Consider the following 23,227-nt stretch of genomic DNA (forward strand, 5'->3'; position numbering starts at 1 on the left):
CGACCATCAGCCGCGCGCAGCACACCCTCTACGGCCCGGCCACCACCTCCGTCCTCGCCGCGTTGCCCGCCCGCCCCGAGCCCGCCGACCTCGACGCGCTCCTGGCGGAGGGCGGGCCGGTGCTGACGGAGTCGGCCGCCGACGGCCAGACCGAGGTGACGTTCGTGACCACCGGGGACCGGGCCCCGCTCTCGCTCTGGATCCAGGGCGTCCGCCAGGCGCTCCCGCAGCGCATGCGCCGCCTCGGCGCCGACGGCCGGGGCCGCCAGGTGTGGGCCTACGGCGCCCGGTTCCCGTCCGACAGCACGCTCACCTACTGCTACGTCGAGCGCGATCCGCTCGCCAGGCTCGGCCCGCTCCGCCGGGCCCGGCTGGCCGCCTCGGCCGCCGCCCGCGACGAGCTGATCGAGACCCTGCTGTCGCGCTCCTTCCCCGACCCGGCCGCCCCGCGCCGCGTGCCGAACGTGCTCGGCCTGCTCGGCCGGCAGAAGGCGCCGATCCCCGCGACGGTCAGTGACTGGGTGACGCCGCTGGCCCTGCCCGGCGCGCCCGGCCAGGACTGGCGCCACCGCCCGGTCCGCCTCGGCCGCCTGGTGACCGAGCGCCCGGGGACGGGCCCGCTGTCCCGCCCGGTCACCGTCTACCGTCCGCCCCGCCGGGGCGAGGCCGGTGACCTGCCGCTGGTGGTGGTCTTCGACGGCGAGGCGTTCGCCTGGCTGGCCGGCGAGCTGGACGAGGCCATCGCGCGGGGCCGGATGCCCGCCTTCCTCGTCGCCTACGTGCACAACCTGTCCAGGCGGCGCCGGATCGAGGAGCTGTCCGGCGACCCCGGCCTCGTCGCGGCGCTCGTGTCGGAGATCGTGCCCTGGCTGCGGGCCCGCTACGACGCGGCGGCCGACCCGGCCCGGGTGATCGTGGCGGGGGCCGGGCTCGGCGGGCTGGCCGCCGCCCGCCTGGCGCACCAGCGTCCCGACCTGTTCGGCGCGGCGCTGGTGATGTCCGGCTCGCTCTGGTGGGAGCCGCGCGGGCGCGCCGGCCGTCCGGCCGGGCTCGACCTGCTGGCCCGCCTGGCCCGCGAGCGCCGCCACCGCTGGCCGGTCCGCCTGTGGATGAGCTACGGCACCCTGGAGGCCGACGTCGGCGACCGCCGGCTGACCCTGCTCGGCGCCGTCGAGCGCTTCGCCCGCGCGGCCCGGCCGCACGTGGACGAGCTGACGGTGCGTGAGTTCCCTGGCGGCCACGACACGCCGTGCTGGCGGCCGGCGCTCCGCGACGGGCTGCGCCATCTCACGGCCCGCTGGAGGTCCTTCTAGACTCCTCTGGCATGACCGTGATCGACGAACAGGGCCGTCCTGAGCCCCCCATCGCCGCCGGCGAGACCGCGACCCTCCTCGGCTACCTCGACTACCAGCGCTCCACCCTCGCCTGGAAGTGCTCGGGCCTGGACGAGGCCGGCCTGCGGGCCACCGTCGGCGTCTCGTCGATGACCCTCGGCGGGCTGCTCAAGCACATGTCCTACGTGGAGGACCACTGGTTCTCCCGCGCCCTGCACGGCAACGACCCGCAGCCGCCGTGGGACACCGTGGACTGGTCGGCCGACCGCGACTGGGACTGGAACTCGGCCGCCGCCGACTCCCCGGAGCAGCTGCACGCGATGTGGCAGGGCTTCGTGGCCCGCTCCCGTGAGCTGACCGAGAAGGCCCTGGCCGACGGCGGCCCCGACCGCCTGGCCAAACGGGGCTGGCCCGACGGCACGACCCCGTCACTCCGCTGGATCCTCTGCCACATGATCGAGGAGTACGCCCGCCACAACGGCCACGCCGACCTCATCCGCGAGTCCGTGGACGGCGTCACCGGAGAGTGAGCGCACCGGCCGGCGGGGTGGTCAGAGCAACTGGTCGTGGCGGGCGTCGGCCTCCTGCCGGACCGCGACGATGAAGGCGCGGCGCAGCTTCTGCCGGCGCGGGCCCTGCAGGCTCAGGCCGCCGCCGGGCTGGTTGGTCCGGATGTGCCGCTCGTAGAAGCGCCAGCAGCTCTGGACGCCGTGCAGCAGGTTCTCCAGCAGGTCGGGGGCGGGGCGGCCGGGGTCGAGCGGGGTGAGGGGCAGGTGCACGGTGTCGGCGCCGACGGCGAGCTCGGGATGCTCGGCGTGGACCTCGCCGATGAGGCGCTCGGCCGCGTTGATGCGGTGGCGGGCCTCGATGATGCCGAGCAGGTGCCCCTCGCCGACGTGCAGGGCGTTGCGGACCAGGGTCATGACCACCTGACGCGGGCGTACGCCCGCCCCGAGCCCGCTGACGACCTCGGTCAGGCTCTCGAACGCGAGCGGCTTGAACGGCTGGTCGGCGGCGGCCACGATCTGCGCCGGATGGGCGCGTGTGTGCCGGGAGGTGGCGACGACCGCGGCGTGCAGCCAGTGGGCGGCGGCGATGGCCGCGGCGGTGGGGTCGAGCCGGGTGAACAGCGCGTCGCAGCCGAACGGGTGCCGGCGCAGCAGCCGGTCGGCCTGGACCACCTGCAGCGGCGAGGCGTCCTCGCGGCTGAGGGCGACGGCCTGCCCGGCCCGCTGCGACAGGTCGCCCAGCTCGGCCCGTTCGACGGCGTCGAGCTCGGTGGCGACCTCGCCGGCGATCCGCGTGGTCAGGTTGGGCCGGTCGAGGAAGGCGAGGGTGCGGCCGACCGTGTGGGCGGCCTCCTGGACCCTGGTGCCGATCTCCGCCCAGGCGGTCCGGTCGGCGGAGACGACGAAGTCGTGGACCGTTCCGAAGGCGTCGCGCTCCTGCTGCCGCTGCCGGCCGAGGCTGCCCGGCCCGTAGTGGTCGGCGACGCTGGCGGGATGGGTGTAGCAGCGCCAGCAGGCCAGCGAGAGCTGGGTGAGCCCGGCGGCCAGGCGCAGCAGCTCGTGGTGGGGGAGTGCGGAAGGTAGGTCGGCCACGGTGGTGGCGGTCTCGCCGATGCCGGTGCTCCATTGAGCGATGAGCGCGCCTCGGGCGCGGTCGATGGCGTACCGAGTCACAGAGACTCCTTCGACGGGGGGACTGAGCGGGCAGAGAGCCGTGCTCAGTGAGCGTGACCGCGCGGGTGGTCGGCCACGTGCAGAATGCTAATGAGGACCCCGGTCGGTGCGGAGGATATTTTCACGAGGCGCGCATTCCTGGCGGCGGCTTAATAACCGATAAAAAGGTATATGCCGTGCTCGGCGGGGTGGATATTTTGCCACGGGGAATGCCGCCCGGCGGCTGAGCGGCCGGGCGGCGTCCGCGTTTTGCGAGGGTTTTACAAGGGTCAGGGCGCCGGATAGTCCGTGACGTACACCGGTGCGCCCGTCCTCGTGGCGTCGGCAGCCTCGCCCACGCCGTTGACGACGTGGTCGATGGTCCCGGCGCTGAGGTTGACGGTCATGACGTGGTGCAGCCGGACGCCGGGGGTGCGCGGCACCTCGAAGCCGTTCTCGGTGTGGATGTCGGGGTTGTTCTGGTTGAAGACGTAGACGCCGGCCCCGTACAGGCGGTGCGTCCGCACCCGGTCGCCGACCTTGTAGCCGGCCCAGCCCTTGACCTTGCCGTTCATCCAGTCGGCCTGGGTGGGCGGGTCGTACGGCAGCTCGTTCTGGTAGAGGATCGTGGTGCCCGCCTCGCCGTTCCAGACCGTGTTGTACTGCTGGAAGTGCTCGACGAACAGGCCCGTCGCGGTCACCCGGTCGCCGTTGACGACCACGCCGGTGCGGCCGAGGTTCGTGTTCCAGCGCTGGGTGTCGGTCAGGCCCTCCACGCCGTGGTCGGCGCGCCACACCCAGGTGTGGTCGATCAGCACGTCATCGCTGTTGACCTCCAGGGCGACGTCCGTGCTGCCGACGTGCGGGCCGCCGACCCGGAAGTACACGTCGGACAGCGTCGTCGGGTTGGCCGCCGAGCTGTGGCCCCGCCCGTTCGGCTTGCCGACCCGCAGCAGGACGGGTGACTTGCGCTCGCCCGCGTCGATGGTCACGCCGGCCACGATCACGCCGGGGACGTCGGCGACGTCGAGAGGCGTCGAGCCGTTCACCGCCGTGAGCGTGGCGTGGCCGAGCCCGAGCACGACGGTGTCCGGGCGCTTGACCTCGATGCCGCGCGGGATGTCGTACACGCCGGGCGTGAGCAGCAGGTGCTTGCCGCGGGCGAGCTGGCTGTTGATCACCTGCACCGGGTCCGACGGCCGGGCCACGAAGAAGTCGCCGATCGGGATCGTCCGGCCGGGCGTCAGGCCGCCGGCCCAGGAGACGCCGCGGGTGTTCCTGCGGGCGGCCGGGACGCGCACCTGGTAGCGCCCGCGCGCGTCCGTGTAGAGGAACGGCTTCTCCCTGCTGACCGGGGTGGTGTCGAGCGTCGTGTACGGCGGGTCGGGGAACGCCGACTCCGCGGGCGCCCCGGCGACGCCGGAGAAGACCTGGTTCCAGACCGCGTTGGACCAGCCGGCGACCTCGCTGTCGCGGGTCAGCCACTGCTGCTGGGAGCCGTTCGTGACGGCAGGCAGCCGGGAGTCGGCGATGAAGCCGCCGCTCGCGTACTGCGGGCCGGCAGTGCAGTAGTCCATGAGCGACAGGGTGCCGCCGGTGACGTCGAGCCGGCGCAGGGAGACCGCCTGGGAGACGGCCCAGAAGTTCGCCGAGGACCGGCAGCCGTCCTGGCCGGCGGCGTTGATGTTGATGGACAGGTTGGACAGGGTGCGCCAGAAGTTGACGAGGGCGAGGCAGTTGGCGGTGCCGCCGTCGGCGAGGCAGCGGTTGTAGACCTCGACCTTGCCGTTGATGACGACGTCCGTGGGGGAGGCGCCGAGGCCGGCGATCTCGGTGTAGTAGCCGACCTTGATCTGGAGGGGGTGCTCGGCGGTGCCGTACGTGCCCGGCCTGAACAGGTAGGCGTGCCTGGCGGTGCCCATCTCGGCGTCGACCTGGGCGGCATGCGCCGCGTCGAGGGTGGCCTGGATGTCGGCGACCGGCATGCCCGGGTCGAAGACGGTGACATTGGGACCGAGGTCGGGAGCGACCGGTCCGTGCGGTGACGCGCTCGCGGGCAGGCCGGTGGCCCCGGCCGTCATGACGGCGGTGGCCAGCACGACGCCTAACGCCATCGCCCGGCCGGTACGCCGGCGCCCGTCAGGTTGCTGGATGGTCATGGGTGCGGTCCTTTCGACGGACGGCCGGCCGGTGTGAGAGAGCGCTCTCTCGGGTCGTTTGTACCGCGCCGCCCGCTCCGTTCACAAGGGCGCGTAGGGGCCGTGAGGGCGCGGAAAACAGGGGTTGGCGGCAGACCCAAGATCGTGTTGTCTGGAGGCACCCCCCAAGATCGCGAGGATCAGCCGATGCCCCAGCCGAGAGCCGCCCTGCCCGCGCTCGCCGCGGCCGTGCTCGTGTCCGCCCTCGTGACCGCCGCTCCGGCCGGTGCGGCGGCGGACCTGCCCCTGACCTCGGCGATCTTCGCGGCCACGCACAACAGCTATTCGGGCGACCTGGACGGCGCCAGGGGCTCGATCGTGCGCCAGCTCGACGAGGGCGTGCGCTTCATCGAGCTCGACATCCACGACAACGGCTACGCCACCGCCCGCGACTACGCGATCGGCCACGACTCCCCCGGCGACGCCGTGGACCACACGGGCAACCCCGCCTCGAACCTCCTGCGCGACTGGCTCACCACGATCAACGCCTGGTCGGCGGCCCACCCCACCGCCGCGCCCGTCACCGTCGCCCTCGACATCAAGGACGACCTGACCGACAACACCTCCTACGCCGCGGGCAACCTCGCCGCGCTCAACCAGGAGCTCACCTCCGTCTTCGGCGCCCGGCTGCTGCGCGCCTCGGACTACCCGGCCGCCACGCCGACCGTGGACGCCCTGCGCGGCCGGGTCCTCGTGCTGCTCTCCGGCGACGGGCGGACGCGCACGCTCTACAAGCGTGACGCCGGCACGAGCCCCGCCGTCGCCATGAACGCCCGCGGCCAGGTCGTCGAGGTGCACGACTCGGGGTCGGGCGACCTCTGGTACTGGAGCGGCACGTACGGCCCCGACGGCACGGTCACCTGGCTGCGCCACGGCCGCTACGACAGCGGCGTGACCCCGGCCGTGGCGCTCAACGACGCCGGCGACCTGGTCGAGGTCCACCAGTCCCAGAGCGCGACCACGCTGTGGTACCGCGTCGGCCGCCTCGCCGCCGACGGCGAGATCACCTGGTCGGCGAGCCGTCAGTACGACAACGGCGTCCTGCCCACCGTCCGCTTCACCGACGCCGCGGGCACCCGGCTGCACGAGATCCACCGCAGCCAGAGCAACAGCCAGAACTGGACCTGGACCGGCGCCCTCGACGCCGCCGCGCGCACGGTCTCCTGGACCGGCAACGCGAAGACCTCCGACGCCCGCCCCGACAAGACCACCGCGGTCAGCGGCACGTCCCGGGTGCGCGTCTGGACCGGCGCCGACGGCCCGACCCCGGCCACGACGCTGCGCGTGGACACCGACCGGCGGGCCGGCGACCGTATCCGCTACCCGCAGGTCGCCTTCACGGAGTTCCAGCAGGGCAACAGCGCCGAGCTCCAGCAGGACGCGCTCTACTACGCCGCGCCCGCCACGCAGTCGTCGTTCATCGTCTCCGCCCGGCAGGCGGGGAAGCTGGCCCGTGGCTGGGACTTCGACTCGGCGTCCCGGGCGAGCGACCCCCTCGCCAATTACCCGGCGACCAACCGCCCGTACGACACGTGGTACCGGAACCTGCTCACGCAGGCGGGGGCCGTTCGCTGAACAGGGTTCGGCGTGTTTCACCTGGGTGAAATTATCTGAACAGCCTTGTCCTTTATGCCCGCTTACCGGTAGAACAGCAGGCAACGAGCAGGGCTTAAGCCGGTGAACCGGCTTGATGATGCGTTCATGAACGGAATGCGTGACTGAACACGCCGTCCCTTCCGTCCCCCAGGAGGACACATGGCCGGATTCGCGCGCCCGGACGCCGCCACGTCTTCGCCGCTGTCGCGCAGGTCGGCGCTGCGCCTCGGCGGCAGCGTGGCGCTGCTGTTCGCGGCCGGCTGCGCCGCCGGGACCAAGGCGGGCGGCGAGACCCAGCCGTCGGGCGCCGCGACGGGCACGGCGTCCGGCGGGACGGGCGCGGCCGGTGGAACGCTCCGAATCGCGGTGAGCAGCTACATCAGCAGCTGGGACCAGGACTTCGTGGGCTTCGACCTCACCGCGCTGATGCTCTACAAGAACGTCTTCCCGTACCTGATCGACTACGGCGTCAAGGACGTCGGCGGCTCGCAGATCCTCGACAGCGAGAACATCACCCCCACCTTCGCCGAGTCGTTCGAGCCCGACGCCGACAACAAGGTCTGGACGCTCAAGCTGCGCAAGGGCGTCAAGTTCGCCGGCGGCAACGAGATGACCGCCGCCGACGTCAAGTGGTCCAAGGACCGCGCGTTCGCCGCCCAGGCCAACGTCGCCGGCGTCTACCGGCTGATCGGGCTCACCAAGGCCGACCAGGTCAAGGTGGTGGACGACTACACCGTGGAGTTCCACCAGGCGTTCCCGAGCGCGCTCACCCGCCAGATCCAGGCCATCTCCCTCTACGTCTTCGACTCCGCCGAGGCCAAGAAGCACGCCACCGACGCCGACCCCTGGGCCAAGGAGTGGTTCGCCAAGAACCCGCCGACGGGCGGCTACTTCAACGTCGCCAAGGCCGTCCAGGGCCAGGAGATCGAGCTCGCCGCCAACACCGGCTACCCCGGCCCCGACCCCGCCAAGCTGGGCACGATCCGCCTCACCGTCGTCCCCGCCGCCGCCAACCAGCGCCTGCAGCTCCAGGCCGGCGACGTGGACCTCGCCCTCGGCATGAGCCGGCGCGACATCGCCGACCTCAAGAACGCCCAGGGCATCAAGGTCATCTCGGCGCCGAGCAACAACCAGGTCGCCATCCAGATGTCGGTCACCTCCGCGCCCTTCGACGACGTCAAGGTCCGCCGGGCACTGGCCTGCGCGGTGCCGTACGAGCAGATCATCGCCAACGTCTACGGCGGCGACGCCCGCCCGACGAAGAGCCTGGTGCCGCTCGACATGCCGGGCTACGCCGAGACCGGCTACCCCTACGCCTACGACCTGGACAAGGCCAAGTCCCTGCTGGCCGAGGCCGGCAAGCCGGCGATCAGCTCCGAGCTGGTCTTCGAGGCCGACAACGGCGAGCAGCAGCAGATCGCCGTGCTCGTGCAGAGCGAGGCGAGGAAGGCCGGCATCGAGCTCAAGCTCGTCCCGCTGGACCCGGCCACGCTCGGCGAGCGCCGGTCGAAGAAGAACATCCCGCTGCAGCTCACGGCCGGGCAGCTCTGGGTCAACGACGTCGAGTACATGCTCGGCACCAGCTTCACCAAGGGCGCCAGCCTCAACTACTCCAACTACGTCAACGACGAGATCGAGAAGATCTTCGACAAGTCCCACACCACGGTCGAGGACGCCGACCGGCTCAAGCTGTGGGCCCGCGTGCAGGAGATCCTCGCCGAGGACGTGCCCTGGGCGGTCATCTGCCAGCCGAACTTCACCCTCCCTGTACGGGAGAAGGTCGCCGGCTGGGTGCAGCCCATGGACGGGCTGGCCCGCCTGCGCTACCTGGGCGGGGTCTGACCCGTGCGGATCGCCCGGTTCGCCGCCCGGCGCCTGCTCCAGGCGGTGCCCGTGCTGCTCGGCGTCATCGTGGTGACGTTCGTGCTGGTCCGCGTGCTGCCCGGCGATCCGATCCGGACCATCCTCGGCCCCAACGCGACCGAGGCCGACGCGGCGGCGGCCCGCGCCCGCTACGGGCTGGACCAGCCGCTGTGGCGGCAGTTCCTCGACTACGTGGGCGGCCTGTTCAGCGGCGACCTCGGCACCTCCATCCAGAGCGGCGCGTCCGTGGCGAGCGAGATGGCGGTCCGGGTCGGGCCGACGATGGAGCTCGTCGTGCTCGCCGTGGTGATCGCGACGCTGCTCGCCACCGTGCTCGGCATCTGGTCGGCGCGGCGGGCCGGCCGGGCCGGTGACCACACGCTGCGGGTGCTCGCCCTGGTGGGCAACTCGCTGCCGGAGTTCTGGCTCGGCCTGGTGCTGATCCTGCTGGCCTACAGCGTCCTCGGCTGGGTGCCCGCGCCGAGCGGCCGGGTCGATCCGGACACCGACCTGACGCTGATCACCGGGGCGGACCTGCTGGACGCGGCGCTCACCGGCAACGGCCCCGCGTTCGCCTCGGCCGCCGGGCACCTCGTGCTGCCGGTGCTGACCATGGTCGTCGTCATCGTCGCGCCGCTGCTGCGCAGCGTGCGGGCCTCGGCGCTGGAGGTGCTGGGGTCGGAGGCGTACCAGGCGGCGGCCGCGCACGGCCTGTCCGAGCGGACGCTGCTGCGCGGCTACCTCACCCGGGCCGCGCTGGTGCGGCTGCCCGCGCTGGCGGCGCTCGTGTTCGGCTTCGCGATCGGCTCGACGGTGCTGGTCGAGTACGTCTTCTCCTGGCAGGGCTTCGGGCAGTGGGCGCTGCGCGGCCTGCTGTACCGGGACTACCCGGTGGTGCAGGCGTCCGTCGTGGTGATCGCGCTCTGCTACACGCTGATCTTCCTGATCGCCGACGTGGTGCACGCCGTGCTCGATCCGAGAGTGAGGATCTGATGGCCGACCTGACCACCGCGGCCGACGCCGGCCCGCCGCGCGCCGCCGCGGACCGCCGCTTCGCGACCACGCTGATCAGGGCGGGATCGGCGCTGCTCGGCCTGGTCGCGTTCGCCGTGCTGGTCGGCCCGCTGCTGGTCCGCTGGGGCCCCGAGGAGATCGACCCGGCGGCCTCGCTGGCTCCGCCCGGCGGGGCGCACCCGCTGGGCACGGACGTCAACGGCATGGACATCCTCAGCCGGGTCCTGCACGCGGGCCGCCTCGACCTGGGCGTGGCGATCGCCTCCGTGGCGCTCGCCGTGGTGCTCGGCACCGCGCTCGGGCTGCTCGCCGGCTACCGCGGCGGACGGGTGGACGACGTGCTCATGCGCGTCCTGGACGTCTTCCAGGCGTTCCCCGCGTTCATCCTGGCGCTCGCGGTCGCGGCCCTGCTCGGCGGCGGCGCGGGCAACCTGGTCCTGGTGGTCGCCCTGGTCAACGCCCCCGCCTACGCCCGCCTCGTACGGGCCGAGGTGCGCACGGTGCGCGAGCTGCCGTTCGTGGAGGCGTCGCGGACCGCGGGCGCGTCCGGGCTCGGCACCCTGTGGCGGCACGTGCTGCCCAACAGTCTCACCCCGGTCCGCGTCATCGCGCCGCTGAACTGCGGCTGGGCCATGCTGACCCTCGCCGGGCTGTCCTTCCTCGGCCTCGGCGTCACCGTGCCCGCCGCCGAGTGGGGCGCCATGATCAGTCTCGGCACGGGGGACGTGGTCGCCGGGCGCTGGTGGACCTCGGTGCCGCCCGGCCTGTTCCTGCTGGTCAGCGTGCTCGGGTTCAGCCTGCTCGGCGAGGGGCTGCAGGAACGGGCGGGGGTCGTACGGTGAGCCTGCTCGACATCAGGGACCTGCGGGTCACCATCGGCGACGTCCAGGCGCTCAAGGGCGTGGACCTCACGGTCGGCCGCGGCGAGGTCGTCGGCCTGGTGGGGGAGAGCGGCGGCGGCAAGAGCATGATCGCCCGCTCGATCGTCGGCCTCCTGCCCGGCGCGGCCCGCGCCACCGGCGAGGTCCTGTTCGACGGCGCGGACGTGCTGACGATGGACGCCGCCGCGCTCGCGGCGCACCGCGGCGGCGGCGCGGCGATCTGCTTCCAGAACCCGCGCGGCGCGCTCAGCCCGACCCGCTCCATCGGCCGCCAGCTCACCGACCGCCTGACCACACACCAGGGCGTGGCCGCCGCCGAGGCCCGTACGGCGGCGGTCGCCCTGTTCGAGAGCGTCGGCATCCGGTCGGCGGCCCGGCGCTTCGACCACTACCCGCACGAGCTGTCCGGCGGCCAGGCCCAGCGCGTCATGATCTCCCTCGCCACCGGCTGCGCCCCCGGCCTGCTCATCGCCGACGAGCCCACGACCGGCCTGGACGTCACCCTCACCCGCGAGATCCTGCGGCGCTTCCGCGAGGCGGCCGACGAGGAGGGCAGGGGCGTGCTGCTGATCTCCCACGACCTCGCCTCCATCGCCCGCGTCTGCGACCGCCTGGTGGTGCTGAACGCGGGCGCGGTCGTCGAGCACGGCCCGGCCGCCGACGTCCTGGCCGCCCCCGCCGATCCCTACACGCGCGCGCTGCTGGCCGCCGTCCCCGACGTCACCAGACCGGTCGCCCGCACTGCCGCCACCCCCGGGGGCGAGGTGGTGCGGATCGAGGACGCCCACGTCGTGTACGGCAGCCGCTTCGGCTCCGGCGGCCACCACGCGCTGCGCGGCGTCAGCCTGACCGTGCGCGCCGGGGAGACGGTCGGCGTCGTCGGCGAGAGCGGCAGCGGCAAGAGCACCCTGGCCCGCCTCATGCTCGGCCTGATCACCCCGTCGCGCGGCACGGTCACCCTGGCCGGGCGCGAGCCGTCCCGCCTGCGCGGCCGGGAGCTGCGCGACCTGCGACGGCGGGCCCAGCTCGTCTTCCAGGACCCGATCGGCTCGCTCAGCCCGCGCCGCACCGTCGCCGACGCCGTGGCCGAGCCGCTGCGCGCCGCCGGGGTCAAGGCGCCCGAACGGGCCCGCCGGGTCACGGCGGCGCTGGAACGCATGGGCCTCGACGGCACGTACGCGACCCGGCGCCCGCACGAGCTGTCCGGCGGCCAGGCGCAGCGCGTCGGCATCGCGCGGGCGCTGGCCGGCGAGCCCGACCTCGTCGTCTTCGACGAGCCCACCTCCGCCCTCGACGTGACCGTGCAGGCGCAGATACTCAAGGTGATCGGCGAGGTGACGGCCGAGCGGGGCCGCGGCTCGGTGTTCATCTCGCACGACCTCGCCACCGTACGCGGCGTCTGCGACCGGGTCGTGGTGCTCTACCTGGGGCGGATCGTCGAGGAAGGGCCGGTCGAGGAGGTCTTCGCGCGGCCCCGGCATCCGTACACGAAGGCGCTGCTCGCCGCCGCCCCCACCCTCGCCGGGCGGGCGGACGGCGCGGGCGTGAGCCTGACCAAGGACCCCGAGGAGGCCGTCCCCGGCGCGGGGTGCGCGCTCGCGCCGCGCTGCCCGTACGCGGAGGACGCCTGCCGCGCCGAGGAGCAGGAGCTGCGGACCCTCGGCCCGGTCCGCGTCGCCTGCCGCCGCGCCCACGAGCTCCCGGACCCGCCGGACCGAGAAGGACCAGAGAGGTGACGCATCCCATGCCCGCGATCAGGCTGGCCGTCGACATCGGCGGCACCTTCGTCGACGCCATGGAGCTGGACACGCGCACCCACGCGGTCCGCTTCCGCAAGTCCCCGACGACGCCCGCCCGCCCCTGGGAGGGGGTGCTCGCCGCCGTCGGCCTGCTCGGCACCGACCCGGCGGAGGTGGAGCTGTTCATCCACGGCACCACGCTCGGGCTGAACGCGGTGCTGGAGCGGCGCGGCGAGGCCACCGGCATCATCGCCAACGCGGGCTTCCGTGACGTCTTCCTGCTGGGCCGCGGCAACGTGCCCGCCGACCACATGTACGACTTCCAGTACCAGCGCCCCGAGAGCCTGGTCCGCCGGGCCGCCACGATCGGCGTGCGCGGGCGGCTCGACTACAAGGGCCGCGTGGTGGAGGAGCTGGACCCCGACGACGTGCGGGAGGCGGCCAGGATCCTGGTGGAGGAGCAGGGGGTGCGCACGATCGCCGTCTGCTTCCTGCACTCCTACCTCAACCCGGAGCACGAGCGGCGCGCGGCCGAGCTGGTGCGGGAGGCGTACCCGGAGGTCACCGTGTCGGTGTCCACGGACATCGTGCGCGAATACCGCGAGTACGAGCGCACCAGCACCACCGTGCTCGACGCCTACATCCGCCCCATCTTCGAGCGCTACGTGGACCGCCTGGAGTCCGGCCTCGCCGAGGACGGCTTCGCCGGCCGGTTCCTCATCATGCGCTCCGGCGGCGGGTCGATGACCTCGGCCGTGGCGAAGACCTCGCCCATGCACACCGTGCTGTCCGGCCCGGCCGGGGGGATCGCCGGGGCCGCGTACGTGGCCGCCGCGCTCGGCCGCGACAACCTGCTGACCTTCGACATCGGCGGCACCTCGCTCGACACCTGCGTGATCGAGCGGGGTCAGGCCGTGGCCGCGTACGAGGCCAAGCTGGAGCAGTTCCCGCTGCTCATCCCCGCCTACGACATCCGCACCATCGGCGCGGGCGGCGGCTCCATTGCCTACCTGGACCGGGGCCTGCTCAAGGTCGGCCCGCAGAGCGCGGGCGCCGTCCCCGGCCCGGTCTGCTACGGCCGGGGCGGCGACCGGCCGACGGTCACCGACGCCGCCGTCACCCTCGGCTACGTCGACCCCGACCGGTTCCTCGGCGGCGACATGCGCCTGCACGACGAGGCGGCCAGGGACGCGCTGCGCGAGCAGATCGCCGAGCCGCTCGGCCTCGCCGTCGAGGCGGCCGCGGCGGGCGTCTTCGACGTGCTGCTGGCCAAGACGGTCGGCGCGGTGCGGCAGATCACGGTCGAGCGGGGCCACGACCCGCGGGTGTTCTCGCTGCTGGCGTTCGGCGGCGCGGGGCCGCTGCTGGCTCCGCTGCTCGCCCGCGAGATGGGCATCCCCGAGGTGATCGTGCCGTTCGCGCCGTCGGGGTTCTCCGCGTGGGGCATGCTGACGGCCGACATCGTGGACGACGTGTCGCGTACGGTCATGACGACGCTGGACGACGCCGACCTGGACGCGCTGGAGGCGGTGTTCGCCGAGGCGGAGTCGGCCGCGGCGGCCTCGCTGGCCGCGCAGGCGATCCCCGCCGGGCAGGCCGTGCTCGAACGCGCCATGGAGGTGCGCTACCTCGGCCAGGAGCACTCGCTGACCGTGCCCGTCGGGCGCGACCTGCGGCCGGACGCGGTGCGGGCCGCGTTCGAGGAGCTGCACCACGCGCGCTACGGGCACGTCATGGACAACCGGCTGCAGATCCTCAACCTGCGGGTGCGCGGCATCGGCCGGATCGACAAGCCGGAGCTGCCCGCGTACGAGCCGGGCGACGGCGACCCGGCGCGGGCCCGCGTCGGATCGCGCGACGCCTTCGACTTCGGCGCCCGCGAGGTGACGGCCTTCGCCGTGTACGACCGGGCCAAGCTGGAGCCCGGCGACACCCTGGACGGCCCCGCCCTGATCGACGAGGGCACCTCCACCACGGTCGTGCACTCCGGGCAGCGGGTCCAGGTGAACCCCTTCGGCCACCTGCTGGTCACCCTCACCCCGGAGGTGCGCTCATGAGCGAGGCGAACGTGCGGCTGGACGGCGCGACGGCCGAGGTGGTGCGCAGCTACCTGCTGGCGGCGGCCGAGGAGATGCGCGCGACCCTGATCCGCACCTCGTTCAACCCGGTCATCTACGAGGTGCACGACTTCGGCCTGTCGATGTACGACGCCGACCTGCGGCTGATCGCCGAGGCGACCGGGCTGACGTTCTTCCTCGGCGCGAACGACTTCTCCCTCGCCAAGGGCGTCGAGTACGTGGGCAGGGAGAACCTGCACCGCGGCGACGTGGTGCTGCTGAACTACCCGTACTGGAACGCGGCCCACGCCTACGACGCGACGCTGTTCGCGCCGGTGTTCCAGCCGGACCCGGCGGACGCGGCGGCCGACGGCACGCTGGTCGGTTTCCTGTGCGTACGGGCCCATTGGATGGACCTGGGGGCCAAGGATCCCGGCTACGTGCTGGACTCGACGGACATGCACCAGGAAGGGCTGATCTTCCCGGGCACGAAGGTGTTCTCCCGTGGCGAGCCCGCCCGTGACATCCACGAGCTGATCCGCTTCAACTCCCGCATGCCGGACCTGGTCATCGGCGACCTGAACGCCCAGGTCGCCGCCCTGCGCACCGGCGAGCGCCGGCTGCTGGAGATCATCGACAAGTTCGGCCGGCCCACCGTGGACGCCGCCGTGCAGCGCATGATCGAGGACGGCGAGGCCCGCACCCGCGCCGCGCTCGCCGCGCTGCCGCACGGCACCTGGACCGCCGAGGACTGGGTGGACGACGACGGCATCACCGAGGACCCGGTGAAGATGCGGGTCACCGTCACGGTCACGGACGACCGCTTCACCGTGGACTTCGCCGGCTCCGCGCAGGCCACCCCCGGCCCGATCAACATGCCCTTCGGCGCCACCGTCGCACTCTGCAAGGTCATACTCAAGTCGCTGACCTCGCCCGACGAGCCGTCCAACCACGGCACGACGGTCCCGCTGGAGGTGCTGGCCGAGCCCGGCACACTGTTCCACGCCGTCTACCCGCAGCCCACGTTCACGTTGTGGACCGGCATCGTGGCGGTGGAGCTCATCCTGAAGGCGCTGGCGCAGGGCATGCCGGACCGGCTGCCCGCCTCGTCCGGCGGCGACGTGCCCGGCTTCATGATGGTCGGCACGCACCCGGACTCCGGCCGGCTCTTCGCGGTCAGCAACAACGACCTGGTCGGCTGGGGCGCCACGCCGGAGCACGACGGCATGAACGCCGCCACCCACGTCTCCGGCAGCGCCGGGCGGAGCACCCCGATCGAGGTGCTGGAGGCGCGGACGGGGATGTTCTTCGAGCGGTTGGAGCTGCGTACGGACTCGGGCGGCGCGGGCCGCCACCGGGGCGGGGTCGGCTTGCGGCGGGACATCCGGTTCACGACGCCGGGCGAGTTCCTGTCGGTGATCAAGAAGACCAGGTCGCGGCCCTGGGCGCTGGACGGCGGCCTGGAGCCGGACCCCAACCAGGTGATCGTCTTTCCCGGCACCGACCGCGAGGCCCGGGTCAGCACCAAACGGGTCAAGGTCGAGCCCGGTGACCGGGTGACGCTGCTGACGGCGGGCGGCGGCGGGCACGGCGACCCGCGCGAACGCGACCCCGAGGCCGTACGCCGCGACGTCGCCGAGGGCTACGTCTCGCCCGAGGCGGCCCGCGACATCTACGGCGTGGACGATGCCTGACCTCACGCTGGACGGCGCGACCGCCGAGGTCGTGCGCTGCCACCTGGTCTCGGTCGCCGAGGAGATGCGGGCCACGCTCGAACGCACCGCCTTCAACCCCGTCATCTACGAGGTGCGCGACTACGGCATCTCGGTCTACGACGCCGACCTCCGGCTGATCGCCGAGGCCACCGGGCTGAGCCGGTTCCTCGGCGCCAACGACCACTCCATCCGCAAGGGCGTGGAGTACGTGGGCCGCGACGACCTGCACCCCGGCGACGTGGTGCTGCTGAACTACCCGTACTGGAACGCGGCCCACGCCTACGACGCGACGCTGTTCGCGCCCGTGCACGGGGAGTCCGGGCTGCTGGGCTTCGTGTGCGTACGGGCCCACTGGATGGACCTGGGGGCCAAGGACCCCGGCTACGTGCTGGACTCGACGGACATGCACCAGGAAGGGTTGATTTTTCCGGGCACGAAGGTGTTCTCCCGTGGCGAGCCCGTCCGTGACATCCACGAGCTGATCCGCTTCAACTCCCGCATGCCGGATCTGGTCATCGGCGACCTGAACGCCCAGGTCGCCGCCCTGCGCACCGGCGAGCGCCGCCTCGCCGAGCTGCACGCCCGCTACGGCACCCCGCTCGTCGAGGCCGCCGTGGACCGGGCCGTCGAGGCCGCCGCCCGCTCGGCCGCCGACGCCGTCGCCGCGCTGCCGCAGGGCACCTGGACCGCCGAGGACTGGCTGGACGACGACGGCGTCACCGACGAGCCGGTGAGGATGCGGGTCACCGTCACGGTCGCCGGCGGCCGGTTCACCGTCGACTTCGCCGGCTCCTCCGGGATGACCCGGGGGCCGGTCAACCTGCCGCTCGGCGCCACCATCGCCACCTGCCGCGTCGCGTTCAAGGCGATCACCACCCCCTGGGAGCAGACCAACGCGGGCCACTTCGCGCCGCTGGAGGTGCGCGCCGAGCCCGGCACGCTGTTCCACGCCGTCTACCCGGCGGCCACGTTCACGCAGTGGACGGGCACGGTCGCGCTGGAGCTGATCTACAAGGCGCTGGCGCAGGGCATGCCGGACCGGCTGCCCGCCTCGTCCGGCGGCGACGTTCCCGGCTTCATGATGGTCGGCACGCACCCGGACACCGGGCGGCTCTTCGCCGTCAGCAACAACGACGCCGTCGGCTGGGGCGGCACGCCCGCCCACGACGGCATCGGACCGGCCAACCACCCGGCCCAGACGCAGGCCCGCAACACGCCCGTCGAGGTGCTGGAGGCGCGGACGGGCATGTTCTTCGAGCGGTTGGAGCTGCGTACGGACTCGGGCGGCGCGGGCCGTCACCGGGGCGGGGTCGGCTTGCGGCGGGACATCCGGTTCACCACGCCGGGCGAGTTCCTGTCGGTGATCAAGAAGACCAGGTCGCGGCCCTGGGCGCTGGACGGCGGCCTGGAGCCGGACCCCAACCAGGTGATCGTCTTTCCCGGCACCGACCGCGAGGCCCGGATCAGCACCAAACGGGTCAAGGTCGAGCCCGGCGACCGGGTGACGCTGCTGACGGCGGGCGGCGGCGGGCACGGCGACCCGCGCGAACGCGACCCCGAGGCCGTACGCCGCGACGTCGCCGAGGGCTACGTCTCACCCGAGGCCGCCCGCGACATCTACGGCTTGGCGGATCTGGAAGGAGCACGATGAACACGGTCGTCATCACCGGCTGCACCGTGGCCGACGGCCGGGCGGCCACGGGCGCGGACCCCGTCCCCGACGCCGGCATCCTCGTCAGGGGCGAGCGCATCGTGGACGTGGGCCGCCGCGAGGACGTCCTCGCCGCCGCCGGCTCCGTGCCCGGCGAGGTGACCCACCTCGACCTCGGCGGCGCGTACGTCACCCCCGGCCTGGTCAACATGCACACCCACCTGTCCCTGTCCCTCCCCGGCACCGCCGGCGACCAGGTCAAGGACATGAACCCGCACGAGCTGGCCCTCTACATGGCCGACGGCGCCCGCCGCACCCTCGACTGCGGCGTCACCACCGTCCGCTGCGTGGCCGAGAAGGACCACGCCGACTTCGCGCTGCGCCGCGCCATCGAGGCAGGCCGGGTGCCCGGCCCCCGCATCTTCACCGCCGGGCGGGCGCTCGTCTGCACCGGCGGGCACGGCCACGAGGGCACCGACACCCTGGAGTGCGACGGCGCGGACGGCCTGCGGCGCGGCGTCCGCTCCCAGATCAAGGCCGGGGCCGACCTCATCAAGGTGATGATCTCCGGCGGCATCGCCGGGCGGCACGAGTCGATCGACACGCCGCAGCTCTTCGCCGACGAGATGGCCGCGGTGATCGAGACCGCGCACGCCTGGGGCCGCAAGGTCACCGCCCACGCCGGGCCCGCCGCCGTGATCGCCCAGGCCGTGGCGCTCGGCCTCGACTGCGTGGAGCACGGCTACCAGCTCACTCCCGAGGTGGCCGCCCAGATGGCCGCGCGCGGCACCGCGCTGGTGCCCACCCTGCTCGTCACCCGCTGCAAGGAGTTCTTCGACGAGCTGGGCGTGCCGGAGTGGATGCAGTGCCGCTCGCTCAACGCCGGGCCCGAGCACCTGGAGAGCTTCGCCACCGCCGTCGCCGCCGGGGTGGAGGTGCTGCTCGGCAGCGACATGCCGCCGTTCTGGGGCTTCGAGGGCACCAACGCGACCGTACGCGAGCTGGAGCACATGGCCGAGGTCATCGGCCCCGCCCGCGCCCTGTACGCCGCCACCCTCGGCCCCGCCCGCTGGCTGCGCGCCGAGGCCGACATCGGCACCGTCGAGCCCGGCCGCTACGCCGACCTCGTCGCGATGGACGAGGACCCGCTCGCGTCGGCGTCGGCGTACCGGGGCGTCCGCTGGGTGATGAAGGGCGGCCAGGTCGTCCGCTCGGAAAGGAAGGCACCATGACCCTGGTCCAGGGCGCCGCGGCGGCCATCGCCGCCGCGATCGACGACATGTACGCCGCGTTCGTCGCCGGCGACCGCGCCCGCTTCGACTCCCACCTGCACCCCGACGTGACCACCTGGGAGACCCACCTCCCCGGCCCGCTGCGCACCCGCGCCGAGCTGGACGCCTACCGCGACGCCCGCGACGGCGCCGGCCACCGCCCGGTCATGGACACGCTCACCGCCCGCGACAAGCGCATCGACGTCTGGGGCGAGGTCGGCGTGGCCAGGTACGTCCTGGTCGCCGAGCCGCACGGCGGGCCCGCCCAGCACACCAGGGTCACCGACGTGCTCCGGCACACGCGGGGCCGCTGGCTGATCGCCCACCACCACGCCGAGCTGGTGGGGGAGCCGTGAGCGGCGCGGGTCCCGAGCCGGACATGGAGCTGTACGACCTGCGGGTCACCGTCGACGCCATCGAGGGCCGCTCGGTCTGCGGCATGGCCGTCGGCGACTACTTCGAGCTGGAGAACAGCGCCCACCTGCGGCTGCCGGAGGGCCGGCACTTCTGCGTGTGGGCCCTCGCCAGCGTCCTGCCGTTCCTCGCGGCCAAGCAGCGCGACCTCGGCGCGGGCGACTGGCTGGAGCGCGACACCCTGTTCTGCTGCCCGGACCCGGAGGAGCGGCTGACGATGCGGGTCGAGCGGGTCCGGCGCCGCCCGATGAACTCGGCGGACCTGACATGAGCGGGCCCGGGGACTTCGAGATCGGCATCGGCCTGCAGAGCGACAAGCGGGCCGGGGACTACGCCCGGCTCGGGCGGCTCGCCGAGGAGCACGGCATCGACGTGGTGTCAGTGTTCGGCGACCTGATGTACCAGCCGCCGATCTTCCCGCTGCTGGAGATCGCCGCCGCCACCTCCCGGGTGCGGCTCGGCCCGGCCTGTCTCAACCCGTACTCGATGGCGCCGTACGAGATCGCCGGTCAGCTCGCCGCGCTCGACCTCGCCTCCGACGGGCGGGCCTACCTGGGGCTGGCCCGGGGGACCTGGCTGGGCGAGGTCGGGATCGCGCAGCCGCGCCCGCTCACCGCGCTGGCCGAGTGCGCCGAGGTCGTGCGGCGGCTGCTCGCGGGCGACACGTCGGGCTTCGCGGGCGAGCTGTTCAGCCTCGCGCCCGGCACCGCGCTGCGCTACCCCGTGCGGCGGGCCCGGCCGCCGCTGCTCATCGGCGCCTGGGGGCCGCGCGGCGCGGCGCTCGCCGGGCGCGTCGCCGACGAGATCAAGGTCGGCGGGAGCGCCAACCCGGCGATGGTGCCGGTCGTGCGGGAGCGGCTGCGCCCGGGGGCCGAGGAGGCGGGGCGGTCCGTGGACGACGTCGGGATCGTGCTGGGCGCGGTCACCGTCGTCGCCGCCGACGGCGCCGCCGCCCGCGCGAGGGCCCGTAGGGAGGTCGCCATGTACCTGGCGGTCGTGGCCGAGCTGGATCCCACGGCCGAGGTGCCCGCCGACCTGCTGACGCGGGTCAAGGCCGAGGTCGCGGCCGGGCGGGACGACGCGGCGGGCCGGCTGATCCCGGACGACCTGCTGGACCTGTTCGCGTTCTCCGGCACTCCCGAGCAGGTGGCGGCGCAGGCGCGGCGGCTGATCGACGCGGGGGTGCGGCGGGTCGAGTTCGGCACCCCGCACGGGCTCACCGACGATGATGGGGTCCTCCTGATCGCCACGGAGGTCGCGCCGATGCTGAGGAAGGCGGCACGATGACCGACCCGACGCCCGATCGCCCGCGGGTCGCCGGGGCCGCGGAGGCCGCCGGGGTCGCCGCGACCGCACGGGCCGCCGTGACCGTGGTCGTCGCGGGCGGGCTGGCGGCGGATCGTGAGCTGCTGGCGGAGCTGGCCGGGCGGGAGTTCGCCGCGCTCGGGGTCGCCGGGCGGCTGGTCGAGCCCCCGGACGCCGCGTCCTTCGCGACCGCGCTGGACGCCGCCGCCGAGCCGGGTCACGGCGTCGTCGCCCTGCCCGGCGCCGATCCCGAGGTGCGCGCCCTGATGGAGCCGCCTCGGCCGTACCGTGAGCGGCTGGTCTGGCTGGACCTGGCGAGAACCGGCCCGCACCCGGCGGGCGGGGCCCTCCACCTGTACGGCCGCGGCGTCAACGGCCTCACCTGGGCCGTACGGGCCGCGGCGCACCGCGCGACGTGCCGCCCCCGCCGCGTCACCTACGGCCCTCACCCCGACCAGTACGCGGAGCTGCTCCTGCCGGACGCCCGGCCCGCGCCGGTCGCGATGCTGCTGCACGGCGGCTTCTACCGGACGCGCTGGGCCGCCGACCTCATGGACGCGCTCGCCGCCGACCTGGCCGCCCGCGGGTTCGCCGCCTGGAACGTGGAGTACCGCCGCCCGGACCGGCACGGCTGGGACGCCACCGTGTCGGACGTCGCCGCCGCGTACGCCGCGCTCCGGACCCTCGGCGCGGACGTCGACCAGGACCGGGTCGCGGTGATCGGCCATTCGGCGGGCGGTCAGCTCGCGCTGCGCCTGGCCGCCGACCTGTGGGCGGCCGGGCGGGGCCCGGCGCTCGCCGTCTCCCTGGCCGGCCTCGTGGACCTGGTGGAGTGCGACCGCCGCGACCTGAGCGGCGGCGCGACGGCCCTGGCGCTCGGCGGCTCATGCACCGAGATCCCCGAGGTGTACGCGGCGTCCAGCCCGCTCGCCCGGCTCCCGCTGGGCGGCCCGCAGCTCGTCGTCCAGGGCGCCGGCGACGACCCGGACCTCGTGGACTTCAACCGCCGCTACGTCCGCGCCGCGACCGGCGACCCGGTCACCTACCTGGAGGCGCCTGGCGACCACTTCTCGGTGATCGACCCGGCCGCCCCCATCTGGGCGGAGACCGCCGCCCGCGTCGAGGAGGCGCTCAGGCCAGCGGGGTGACCGGCCGCCACGCCACGGGGCTGGACAGCACCATCGTGCTCGACGGCCGCCCGTAGTGGGACAGCCCGTCGATCAGCCGCTCGAAGTGCGCCATCGAGTCCAGCGCCACCACGAGCAGGCAGCAGGTGTCGCCGGTGACCCGGTACACCTGGACGATCTCGGGCTGGGTCAGCACCTCCTCGTGGCGCAGCACGCAGCGGGCTCCGTAGCAGTCCATCCGGATCAGCGCCCGCACCGTGCGCCCGGCCCGGCCGAGGTCCACGTGGGCGTGGTAGCCGGAGATCACCCCGGTCTCCTCCAGCCGCCTGACGCGCTCGGCCACGGCCGGGGCGGACAGGTGCACCCGCCGTGACAGCTCGCTGTAGGAGAGCCGGGCGTCGGCCTGCAGCTCGCCGAGGATCGCCCAGTCCATCGCGTCCATGGCACCCACCCGTCACTCTCGGCAGCGGCGAAAGGCAAATCGGAGATCGCCTTCCGAACGTAAACCCATCCCGCCTCATCACCTTTGTCTCGCTATTTCAGCATAGTTCGTCGTGAGTGAACATTGAGGTGAACGAGGAGGAGTGATGGCAGCCCCGAGACTGCGCTTCGCAAACGCCACGCCTTACGACGAGTACATCGGCACCGCCGTCCTGCGCGAGCTGCCTGGCCCGCGCACCGCCGTGCCCGAAGAGCCTGCCTTCCTGGTCACCACGCAGGTCATGGAGCTGTACTTCGGCCTGGTGCGCACCGAGCTGCGCCTGGCGACCGAGCTGCTCGGCGGGCCGGGACCGGCCCCGGCGACCGCCGTGATCGGGCGCGCGGCGGCGTACCTGGACGTGGTGAACGCGGCCTGGCGACCGCTGAACCGGCTCACGCCGCGCCAGTTCAACGCCTTCCGTCCGGCGCTCGGCGAGGGCTCGGGATTCCAGTCGGCGCTCTACCGCGAGGTGGAGTTCCTGCTGGGGGACAAGAACCCGTCCCTCGTCCAGGTCCACCGCGGCGACCCCGAGGCCCACGCCGCGCTGCTGGCGGCCCTGCGCGCGCCCAGCCTGTACGACGCCGCCCTGTCCGCCCTGGCCCGCCACGGGCACGACCTCCCCGAGGCCGTGCTCACCCGCGACCCGGCGCAGCCGTACGAGCCCGACCCCCAGGTGGAGAAGGCGTGGTCCCGCGTGTACGCCGAAGAGGGCCCCGGCGACGAGCTGTGGGAGCTGGGCGAGGCGCTGACCGACCTCGCCGAGGGCTTCATGGGATGGCGGACCCGCCACCTGATGGTGGTCCGTCGCGCGATGGGCGCGAAGATGGGCACCGGCGGGTCGAGCGGCGCGAGCTGGCTGGAGCGGTCGCTGCGCCGCGAGATCTTCCCCGAGCTCTGGTCGGCCCGCACCCTGGTCTGAC

Annotated in this window: 19 protein-coding genes; 16 read left to right on the forward strand and 3 right to left on the reverse strand. The window is 73.6% G+C overall.

What is annotated here, in order from left to right; genetic code table 11:
* Window positions 1–62: 62 nt before the first annotated feature.
* Complete coding sequence (locus BMW85_RS14755; protein ID WP_091081565.1) at window positions 63–1,313, forward strand: alpha/beta hydrolase; 1,251 nt, start codon at window positions 63–65, stop codon at window positions 1,311–1,313.
* An 11-nt stretch (window positions 1,314–1,324) separates the two neighbouring features.
* On the forward strand, window positions 1,325–1,864 hold the full coding sequence (locus BMW85_RS14760) for a DinB family protein (RefSeq protein ID WP_091081567.1): 540 nt from the start codon (window positions 1,325–1,327) through the stop codon (window positions 1,862–1,864).
* Between the two features lie 21 nt (window positions 1,865–1,885).
* Here BMW85_RS14760 and BMW85_RS14765 read toward each other — a convergent pair whose 3' ends face one another.
* Both BMW85_RS14765 and BMW85_RS14770 read right to left on the reverse strand, forming a co-directional pair.
* A complete protein-coding gene (locus BMW85_RS14765; RefSeq protein WP_091081568.1) occupies window positions 1,886–3,016 on the reverse strand; it encodes a hypothetical protein in 1,131 nt (376 codons plus the stop codon).
* 269 nt (window positions 3,017–3,285) lie between these two features.
* Complete coding sequence (locus BMW85_RS14770) at window positions 3,286–5,154, reverse strand: pectate lyase-like domain-containing protein (RefSeq protein ID WP_091081570.1); 1,869 nt, start codon at window positions 5,152–5,154, stop codon at window positions 3,286–3,288.
* A 186-nt stretch (window positions 5,155–5,340) separates the two neighbouring features.
* Here BMW85_RS14770 and BMW85_RS14775 point away from each other — a divergent pair, with 186 nt between their 5' ends.
* The 13 genes from BMW85_RS14775 (at window position 5,341) to BMW85_RS51045 (ending at window position 21,847) form a co-directional block, all read left to right on the forward strand.
* On the forward strand, window positions 5,341–6,768 hold the full coding sequence (locus BMW85_RS14775) for a phosphatidylinositol-specific phospholipase C domain-containing protein (protein WP_091081571.1): 1,428 nt from the start codon (window positions 5,341–5,343) through the stop codon (window positions 6,766–6,768).
* A gap of 180 nt (window positions 6,769–6,948) precedes the next feature.
* Window positions 6,949–8,631, forward strand: coding sequence for an ABC transporter substrate-binding protein (locus tag BMW85_RS14780; RefSeq protein ID WP_091081573.1), 1,683 nt, complete (start codon window positions 6,949–6,951; stop codon window positions 8,629–8,631).
* 3 nt (window positions 8,632–8,634) lie between these two features.
* The gene (locus BMW85_RS14785; protein ID WP_091081575.1) at window positions 8,635–9,645 is read left to right on the forward strand and encodes an ABC transporter permease; all 1,011 of its coding nucleotides are present in this window, start codon (window positions 8,635–8,637) and stop codon (window positions 9,643–9,645) included.
* Entirely contained in the window at window positions 9,645–10,508 is an 864-nt protein-coding gene (locus BMW85_RS14790) for an ABC transporter permease (RefSeq protein ID WP_091081576.1), read from the forward strand. The genes BMW85_RS14785 and BMW85_RS14790 overlap by 1 nt, the downstream gene beginning before the upstream one ends.
* Window positions 10,505–12,283: a dipeptide ABC transporter ATP-binding protein gene (locus BMW85_RS14795; RefSeq protein ID WP_218155778.1), complete on the forward strand. Its 1,779-nt coding sequence runs from the start codon at window positions 10,505–10,507 to the stop codon at window positions 12,281–12,283. The genes BMW85_RS14790 and BMW85_RS14795 overlap by 4 nt, the downstream gene beginning before the upstream one ends.
* Window positions 12,280–14,343: a hydantoinase/oxoprolinase family protein gene (locus BMW85_RS14800; protein WP_218155779.1), complete on the forward strand. Its 2,064-nt coding sequence runs from the start codon at window positions 12,280–12,282 to the stop codon at window positions 14,341–14,343. Before BMW85_RS14795 ends, BMW85_RS14800 begins: the two co-directional genes overlap by 4 nt.
* Window positions 14,340–16,037 (forward strand): hydantoinase B/oxoprolinase family protein, encoded by a 1,698-nt coding sequence (locus BMW85_RS14805; protein ID WP_091081578.1) that lies wholly within the window; start codon window positions 14,340–14,342, stop codon window positions 16,035–16,037. Before BMW85_RS14800 ends, BMW85_RS14805 begins: the two co-directional genes overlap by 4 nt.
* Window positions 16,030–17,709 carry a hydantoinase B/oxoprolinase family protein gene (locus BMW85_RS14810; RefSeq protein WP_091081579.1) on the forward strand — a complete coding sequence of 560 codons (1,680 nt, stop codon included), beginning with the start codon at window positions 16,030–16,032 and terminating at the stop codon, window positions 17,707–17,709. The genes BMW85_RS14805 and BMW85_RS14810 overlap by 8 nt, the downstream gene beginning before the upstream one ends.
* Window positions 17,706–18,941, forward strand: coding sequence for an amidohydrolase family protein (locus tag BMW85_RS14815; RefSeq protein ID WP_091081581.1), 1,236 nt, complete (start codon window positions 17,706–17,708; stop codon window positions 18,939–18,941). Before BMW85_RS14810 ends, BMW85_RS14815 begins: the two co-directional genes overlap by 4 nt.
* The gene (locus tag BMW85_RS14820; protein ID WP_091081582.1) at window positions 18,938–19,336 is read left to right on the forward strand and encodes a DUF4440 domain-containing protein; all 399 of its coding nucleotides are present in this window, start codon (window positions 18,938–18,940) and stop codon (window positions 19,334–19,336) included. Before BMW85_RS14815 ends, BMW85_RS14820 begins: the two co-directional genes overlap by 4 nt.
* On the forward strand, window positions 19,333–19,665 hold the full coding sequence (locus BMW85_RS14825; RefSeq protein WP_218155780.1) for a TIGR04076 family protein: 333 nt from the start codon (window positions 19,333–19,335) through the stop codon (window positions 19,663–19,665). The genes BMW85_RS14820 and BMW85_RS14825 overlap by 4 nt, the downstream gene beginning before the upstream one ends.
* Window positions 19,662–20,681: an LLM class flavin-dependent oxidoreductase gene (locus tag BMW85_RS14830; protein ID WP_091081584.1), complete on the forward strand. Its 1,020-nt coding sequence runs from the start codon at window positions 19,662–19,664 to the stop codon at window positions 20,679–20,681. The genes BMW85_RS14825 and BMW85_RS14830 overlap by 4 nt, the downstream gene beginning before the upstream one ends.
* A complete protein-coding gene (locus BMW85_RS51045) occupies window positions 20,678–21,847 on the forward strand; it encodes an alpha/beta hydrolase (RefSeq protein ID WP_091081586.1) in 1,170 nt (389 codons plus the stop codon). The genes BMW85_RS14830 and BMW85_RS51045 overlap by 4 nt, the downstream gene beginning before the upstream one ends.
* Here BMW85_RS51045 and BMW85_RS14840 read toward each other — a convergent pair.
* Complete coding sequence (locus BMW85_RS14840; protein ID WP_091081587.1) at window positions 21,831–22,268, reverse strand: Lrp/AsnC family transcriptional regulator; 438 nt, start codon at window positions 22,266–22,268, stop codon at window positions 21,831–21,833. The two genes, BMW85_RS51045 and BMW85_RS14840, sit on opposite strands and share 17 nt — an antisense overlap.
* Before the next feature lie 145 nt (window positions 22,269–22,413).
* Here BMW85_RS14840 and BMW85_RS14845 point away from each other — a divergent pair, with 145 nt between their 5' ends.
* Complete coding sequence (locus BMW85_RS14845) at window positions 22,414–23,226, forward strand: tryptophan 2,3-dioxygenase (RefSeq protein ID WP_091081589.1); 813 nt, start codon at window positions 22,414–22,416, stop codon at window positions 23,224–23,226.
* The last annotated feature ends 1 nt before the right edge of the window (window position 23,227 follow it).

The sequence above is a fragment of the Nonomuraea wenchangensis genome (assembly GCF_900111685.1).
GTDB lineage: Bacteria > Actinomycetota > Actinomycetes > Streptosporangiales > Streptosporangiaceae > Nonomuraea > Nonomuraea wenchangensis.

Bases quoted from the DNA above. Each gene is read 5' to 3' on its own strand.
- BMW85_RS14760 (WP_091081567.1), top strand. From the start codon at position 1,325: ATGACCGTGATCGACGAACAGGGCCGTCCTGAGCCCCCCATCGCCGCC.
- BMW85_RS14770 (WP_091081570.1), bottom strand. From the start codon at position 5,154: ATGACCATCCAGCAACCTGACGGGCGCCGGCGTACCGGCCGGGCGATG.
- BMW85_RS14775 (WP_091081571.1), top strand. From the start codon at position 5,341: ATGCCCCAGCCGAGAGCCGCCCTGCCCGCGCTCGCCGCGGCCGTGCTC.
- BMW85_RS14780 (WP_091081573.1), top strand. From the start codon at position 6,949: ATGGCCGGATTCGCGCGCCCGGACGCCGCCACGTCTTCGCCGCTGTCG.
- BMW85_RS14790 (WP_091081576.1), top strand. From the start codon at position 9,645: ATGGCCGACCTGACCACCGCGGCCGACGCCGGCCCGCCGCGCGCCGCC.
- BMW85_RS14805 (WP_091081578.1), top strand. From the start codon at position 14,340: ATGAGCGAGGCGAACGTGCGGCTGGACGGCGCGACGGCCGAGGTGGTG.
- BMW85_RS14810 (WP_091081579.1), top strand. From the start codon at position 16,030: ATGCCTGACCTCACGCTGGACGGCGCGACCGCCGAGGTCGTGCGCTGC.
- BMW85_RS14815 (WP_091081581.1), top strand. From the start codon at position 17,706: ATGAACACGGTCGTCATCACCGGCTGCACCGTGGCCGACGGCCGGGCG.
- BMW85_RS14820 (WP_091081582.1), top strand. From the start codon at position 18,938: ATGACCCTGGTCCAGGGCGCCGCGGCGGCCATCGCCGCCGCGATCGAC.
- BMW85_RS14830 (WP_091081584.1), top strand. From the start codon at position 19,662: ATGAGCGGGCCCGGGGACTTCGAGATCGGCATCGGCCTGCAGAGCGAC.
- BMW85_RS51045 (WP_091081586.1), top strand. From the start codon at position 20,678: ATGACCGACCCGACGCCCGATCGCCCGCGGGTCGCCGGGGCCGCGGAG.
- BMW85_RS14840 (WP_091081587.1), bottom strand. From the start codon at position 22,268: ATGGACGCGATGGACTGGGCGATCCTCGGCGAGCTGCAGGCCGACGCC.
- BMW85_RS14845 (WP_091081589.1), top strand. From the start codon at position 22,414: ATGGCAGCCCCGAGACTGCGCTTCGCAAACGCCACGCCTTACGACGAG.